The following is a 5,968-nucleotide window of genomic DNA, read 5'->3' as shown; positions in this document are numbered from 1 at the left end:
AGCCATAAGCTGTAAGCCATAAGCTGTAAGCAAAAATCAAAGACAAACTGTATATCATGCTAGTCTTTAGTTAATGCTTGTTGAAAGCCAGTAAGCATTTTTTGCTCTTCTACTATAGCATTTTTTAGTTCCTGTAATAACTGTTGATCACCTTTTTTCAATTGTTCTGCAATTACGACCTGGGTCTCTAATTCAAATGCTGAACCCAGGGCTATTTCTATAAACCGGTAATAATCCCTATCGCTTTTTCTGCTACAACCTTCTGCGATGTTGGATGGAATTGAGATTCCCGCTTTATTCATCTGTTGAACAATAGAATATTTGTCTTCTTTAGGGAAAGTTTCTGTAACCCGATAAGTCTTTATGGCTATATCAATGCCATTTTTCCAAATCTTTAGTTCTCTGAAATTCCTCATTGAAGTGAAGGTTTAATAATTCCGGTAACTGTATTTCGCTTATAGCTTAAAGCTTACAGCTTATAGCTTGTAAGCTTTAAGCCACTATGTTACAATTTTTCCAACACCGCCTTAATCCTCCCAACAGTCTCCTCCTTCCCAATGATAGAAGCAATCTCAAACACACCCGGACCAAACTTTCCCCCTACCAGCATTATACGTAACGGCAATAACACTTCACCGGGTTTTATTTGTCTGGCTGCTGCCAGTTCTTTAAATCCATTTTCAAGATCAGCGGCAGCATTCCAGTTGGTTTGATCTTGAAAATAACCAATCGCATCGCCAAAGAACGCCTGTTTGGCATCGTTCCATTTTGGTTTTATGGCTTCGAGGTCCCACTGTTGCGGCGTTTCGAAAAAGAATTTTCCCTGCTCCACAAAATCGGTGAGTAAGGTGCAGCGCTCTTTTACGAGGTTGATCACTTTTTCAAGTTTATCGTCGGCTGCCGCCAGGCCATGCTGATCGAAGATTTGTTTTACGTCGGGCTTCAGCCTTGCTACATCCGACCGCTTTATCCATTCGTGGTTGAACCATTTGGCTTTTTCGAAATCGAACTTGGCGCCGCCTTTATGCACGCGGTCCATCGAGAACTTTTCTTTCAGCTCATCTATCGTGAACAGTTCCTGGTCGGTGCCGTCGTTCCAGCCCAGCATGGCCAGTAAATTCACAAATGCTTCGGGCATAAAACCTAATTCCCTGAAGCCTTTTATCAGTTCTTCTTTCGTGTCGCCTTTGGCTGGTACCGTCCAGTTCATGGCAAATACCGGGAAACCGAGGCGGTCGCCATCGCGTTTGCTGAGTTTGCCATTGCCATCGGGTTTTAAGATCAACGGCAAATGCGCCCATTGCGGCATCTGTTCTTCCCAGCCTAAATATTTCCATAACAATATATGCACAGGTGAGCTGGGTAACCATTCTTCACCGCGGAAGGCATGGGTTATTTTCATGAGGTAATCATCAACCACCACGGCGAGGTGATAGGTAGGCATGCCGTCGGCTTTCAGCAGTACTTTATCATCGACCAAACCGGTATTGAAACTCACTTCGCCACGGATCATATCGGTAAAGGTAACCGTATCGTTTTCGGGCATGCGAATACGGATAACGTGCGGTACGCCATCGTTCAGCATGCGTTGGGTTTCTTCAAACGTAAGCGAGCAGGAGTTGCGCATTTCCTGCCGTACTTTGTGATCGTATTGTGGTGATGGGTTTTCGGCTGTCTTAAACCGTTCACGCATCGACTCCAGTTCTTCGGGGCGGTCGAATGCGTAATAGGCTTTTCCTTCCTGAACCAAAAATTCGGCATATTGCCTGTACAGTTCTTTCCGTTCGCTTTGGCGATAAGGGGCATGAGGGCCGCCCTTGAGCGGACTTTCATCAGGATCGAGCCCGCACCATTTTAAACATTCATAAATATATTCCTCAGCGCCCGGAACGTAACGGCTTTGGTCGGTATCTTCAATACGCAACACGAAGTCGCCGCCATGCTGGCGGGCAAATAAATAATTGTATAGAACCGTTCTTACACCGCCTAAATGAAGGCCGCCTGTTGGACTGGGTGCAAATCGTACCCTTACTTTTTTTGCCATAGGGGGCAAATATAAGATAATGCTCAATGTGCTAATTTGCTAATCCCGACTTGTGCCGGGACAAATTGTGATAATGTGCTAATGAAACCCCGGCAAACAGGGGCGGCTTGCACAGCGACGTATAAAAGGCGGCGGTCCATTAGCAAATTGGCTAATCAGCACATTAGCTAATTCCGCTTCTGTATCTTTACTCCATGCCAAAAAAGCTCATTTTTCTCTTTTTCCTGTTCATATATAAAATAGTCCCGGCCCAGTTAACCTATAATGACCTGTACGTAGATTATGACAGCGCCTGGACGTACAAAAACCTGAAAATTATTCCCATTCGCCCGAAAGGGTACAGCGGAACTGCACGGGTAGTACCCGGTGTTGAATCGTTGAGCCAGGGCATGGCGAACGGCACGGTGGTGGTAACCGAACGCGGCACCGCCGCAACAGAAAATGTGCACTGGCTACGGATAAACAATAATGGAAATAAAGCGGTATTTATCGGTTCCGGCGAAATCATTTTAGGCGGCCGGCAAGACAGGATGGTGGCAAAAGATACCATTTTACCCCCGTCGCCCAGGGATCAATATATTCCGGTAATGTGTGTTGAAGAAGGCCGGTGGAGCGATAGGGTGAAAAAAATTCAGTACAGCAATTATGCTGATCCTGCATTGCGAAAAGTGCTGGGTCAGTCAAATAACCAGGTGTTGGTTTGGAAAGAGATCCTGAACCAGCTAAATAAAAGCGGCACTAATTCATCCACAATGGCATACCTGGCACGCCGCAGCGACAAAAAGTATACACCCGAGCAGGATGCCTACCTGCGTTATTTCGGTGAGAAATTTAAAAAGACCGATAGCACCGTTACCGGTTTTGTTTGCATGAGTGGCGATAAGGTGATCGGTTGCGATATATATGCAGGTAATAATTTATTTTATGGCGAACTGCAGCCTTTGTTGCATGGCTATATTGAAGAAGCGATAAACACCGGTAGTGCGCCGGTAATAAATGATGAAACGGTAAAAGCGTATCTGAATCCCATTCTAACCAGTGAAGCTACGCAGGAAGCATACCTTAAAAAAAATGGTAAGATGTACAGATACAAAGAGAAAGTGGTACACATTACCGGATACGCACAGTAATTTCAGTTATTTTTGTCGAAGAGGATGATCGCATGCTATATTTTGTAAAAACTCCCTGGTGGCTAAAGAAGCTGTATCCACGTTGTATCTGGGATATACCTGTCGAGGAAAAAATTTTATATCTCACCTTTGACGATGGTCCGCACCCGGTAGTTACGCCATTTGTTTTGGAGCAATTAAAACAGTATAATGCAAAGGCTACATTTTTTTGCATTGGTAAGAACGTTGCCGCCCATCCGGATATTTATAGTGATATTTTAAATGGCGGGCATCGTGTTGGTAATCACACGTTCAATCATTTGAATGGCTGGAAGGTTACCGATGAGCAATATTTGAAGAATATTCTTTCTGCAGGAAAATATATCGACTCCAATCTTTTTCGACCTCCATACGGCAGGATCACCCGCTTTCAGGTAAAATTATTAACGGGTATCCGCAACTCACCTGTGAACAGCAATTTTAGTATAGTCATGTGGGATGTACTAAGTGGCGACTTTGATGTTAAGCTGTCGGCCGAAGCCTGTTCGTTGAATGTTATCAGCAATGCACAACCGGGATCGGTGATCGTATTTCATGATAGTGAAAAAGCCTTCCCCCGTTTGCAGGAAGCATTGCCAAGAACGCTTAAATATTTTAGTGAAAAAGGCTACCGTTTTGAAGCAATAAGCCGGTAAAATAAGGATAAAGCAGGTGCAGAACCAGTGGGATTTGCGACAGTATGTCCTTAAAAAAAGTTGGGCCTGGGTAGACACCCTGGCCCGTTTTTAATCCGTACCCTATGAAAACTGAATTAAAGGTATAAACTTTTTTGGATTAATGCAAAGTAATTTCATGATCCTCGTTATTTACTGAAAAACTTGCCTTGTTATCGCAAACCCCGGGGCCATAATCCAGCACTGCCACTGCGTCATTTCCCTTCATCAAGCTGAGGGTCCCCTTTGAGATAAACCGGCAGGTATATCTTTTAATGAGGGGTGCGGTAATAGCGGTTGACCATTGAAAATACCTGCCATCCATCTGAACTGAGCCGCCGGCGTTGCCGCTTATGCTAAAGACATCATCGAGCCCGATGAAGAGCGTAGCGCCGCCTTCAACCTGGGCAACCTTTTTTTCACTGTTCCATTTCACGTAATTGCCGTTCGGCTGGCTTAGTTTGGCGTTGATAACCTGTGTAGTATAACTTTTTTTATCGGGTGTGCCCGTATTGGTAAGTTTATAAGCTCCGTCTATTTTAACATTCTCCAAATAATAATTATCGAATGCGGTGGTTGCCGAGTTACCGGAAACGGCCAGGTGACCGGTGTAAACGATAATGATCCTGCCTTTACGGGTTCTGCCGTCGCGGCCGGTACAACCGGCGCCAAAGTCGATGGTTATTTGTAAAGGGAAACGGGTGCTTGTGCTTAATTGTTTGGTAATCACTGTGTAGCATGTGGTTGAATCAATGCCCTCCACCCGGTAGCCGTTGCCTGCACTTACATCGGCCCGGCCAAAAACCCCAGTTCCGCCAACGCCAACCTCACTGCTTACCCCCATAATATTATTGAAAACGTCATCAAATACCAGCTCGGCGGCCGCGTCGGACCGGGCCGACATAGCAGCGAACTCCTCCCTGTCACTGGCGCCGGAGGCCTCATCATGCTTTTTGCACGCTGTAAAAAGCAGCCCTGTTGCCATCGCTGTTACCACCATTTTGGTAAGCCGGGAAGTAGTTTTCATACAACAAATTAAGGCTATTAAAACAAAATAAATAACCCCGTTATGACGGTGCGGGTACTAAATAGTTTAAAAGATTCATAATTTTTTTGGGAATTTTGCGGCCGATATGAATATTCAATTAATTGATACTCACTGCCATTTATATGGGCAGGATTTTGAGAAGGACATCAGGGCCGTTATGGAGCGGGCTGAAAATGAGGGGGTTCAGCGGTTTTACCTGCCGGCCGTAGATAGCGAAGTGATAGAAGCCATGTTGCAGTTGGAGCAGGATTATCCCGGAAAATGTTTTGCCATGATGGGGCTGCATCCCTGTTCGGTAAAGGAGGATTATAAACAGGAGCTGGCGCTGGTAAGCGAATGGCTGGGCAAACGGCCGTTTAAAGCGGTAGGAGAAATAGGGTTGGATTATTATTGGGATAAAACTTTTATAGACGCTCAGAAGGACGCCTTTCACCAGCAGATAGAGTGGGCGTTGCAGTACCGGTTGCCGATCGTTATTCATTCCCGCGAGTCAATGGCAGATAGTATACAGATCGTTAAGGAGCACCAGAAAGGCGCATTGCGGGGCATTTTTCATTGTTTTACGGGAACCCTGGAGGAAGCGCAGCAGATCATTGACCTCGGGTTTTTCCTGGGCATAGGCGGGGTGGTAACCTATAAAAATACCCATTTACGCGAAGTGGTAAAGGCCCTGCCGTTAGACCATATTGTGCTGGAAACCGATGCCCCCTACCTGACGCCGGTACCATTCAGGGGTAAAAGAAATGAGAGCAGCTATCTGAAATATATTGTGGAGAAGGTGGCGGAGGTAAAAGGAATAGGGGTAGAAGATGCGGCGGGCATAACTACGGCGAACGCAAAAAAAATATTCGGGGACTAAGGGTGGAAGATGTAAATTTGCAGCCCCTTGAAAAAGGAGATTTGTCCGAGTGGTTGAATCCCGATGTATCGGGACGGTTACGGGAGAAAGTGTGTATACGCCGGCTAAGAGGTGATTGGTTAAATCCCTGGCCGATAGAATCGAGACGAGAGAAATTATGGATCTTGCAGCGATTATAGAAAGATAATAAACAGA

6 protein-coding genes are annotated in these 5,968 nt (G+C 45.5%); 3 read left to right on the top strand and 3 right to left on the bottom strand.

Features of this window, described 5'->3' with window-relative positions:
* Window positions 1–59: 59 nt before the first annotated feature.
* On the bottom strand, window positions 60–416 hold the full coding sequence (locus A4R26_RS05535; RefSeq protein WP_081161825.1) for a four helix bundle protein: 357 nt from the start codon (window positions 414–416) through the stop codon (window positions 60–62).
* A gap of 89 nt (window positions 417–505) precedes the next feature.
* On the bottom strand, window positions 506–2,044 hold the full coding sequence (gltX, locus tag A4R26_RS05530; RefSeq protein WP_081161821.1) for a glutamate--tRNA ligase: 1,539 nt from the start codon (window positions 2,042–2,044) through the stop codon (window positions 506–508).
* Between the two features lie 194 nt (window positions 2,045–2,238).
* Between gltX and A4R26_RS05525 the strand changes: the two genes are divergently transcribed.
* The gene (locus tag A4R26_RS05525; protein WP_081161818.1) at window positions 2,239–3,174 is read left to right on the top strand and encodes an ARPP-1 family domain-containing protein; all 936 of its coding nucleotides are present in this window, start codon (window positions 2,239–2,241) and stop codon (window positions 3,172–3,174) included.
* Window positions 3,175–3,206: 32 nt separating this feature from the next.
* On the top strand, window positions 3,207–3,848 hold the full coding sequence (locus A4R26_RS05520) for a polysaccharide deacetylase family protein (RefSeq protein ID WP_081161814.1): 642 nt from the start codon (window positions 3,207–3,209) through the stop codon (window positions 3,846–3,848).
* Window positions 3,849–3,987: 139 nt separating this feature from the next.
* Here A4R26_RS05520 and A4R26_RS05515 read toward each other — a convergent pair whose 3' ends face one another.
* Window positions 3,988–4,893: a hypothetical protein gene (locus tag A4R26_RS05515; protein WP_081161811.1), complete on the bottom strand. Its 906-nt coding sequence runs from the start codon at window positions 4,891–4,893 to the stop codon at window positions 3,988–3,990.
* 106 nt (window positions 4,894–4,999) lie between these two features.
* On the opposite strand from A4R26_RS05515, the gene A4R26_RS05510 reads away from it, so the two are divergent.
* Entirely contained in the window at window positions 5,000–5,773 is a 774-nt protein-coding gene (locus A4R26_RS05510) for a TatD family hydrolase (RefSeq protein ID WP_081161808.1), read from the top strand.
* Window positions 5,774–5,968 lie beyond the last annotated feature (195 nt).

It is taken from the genome of Niastella populi, assembly GCF_002078015.1.
GTDB classification, from domain to species: Bacteria; Bacteroidota; Bacteroidia; order Chitinophagales; family Chitinophagaceae; genus Niastella; species Niastella populi.
This window is presented reverse-complemented; position numbering and strand designations above follow the sequence as displayed.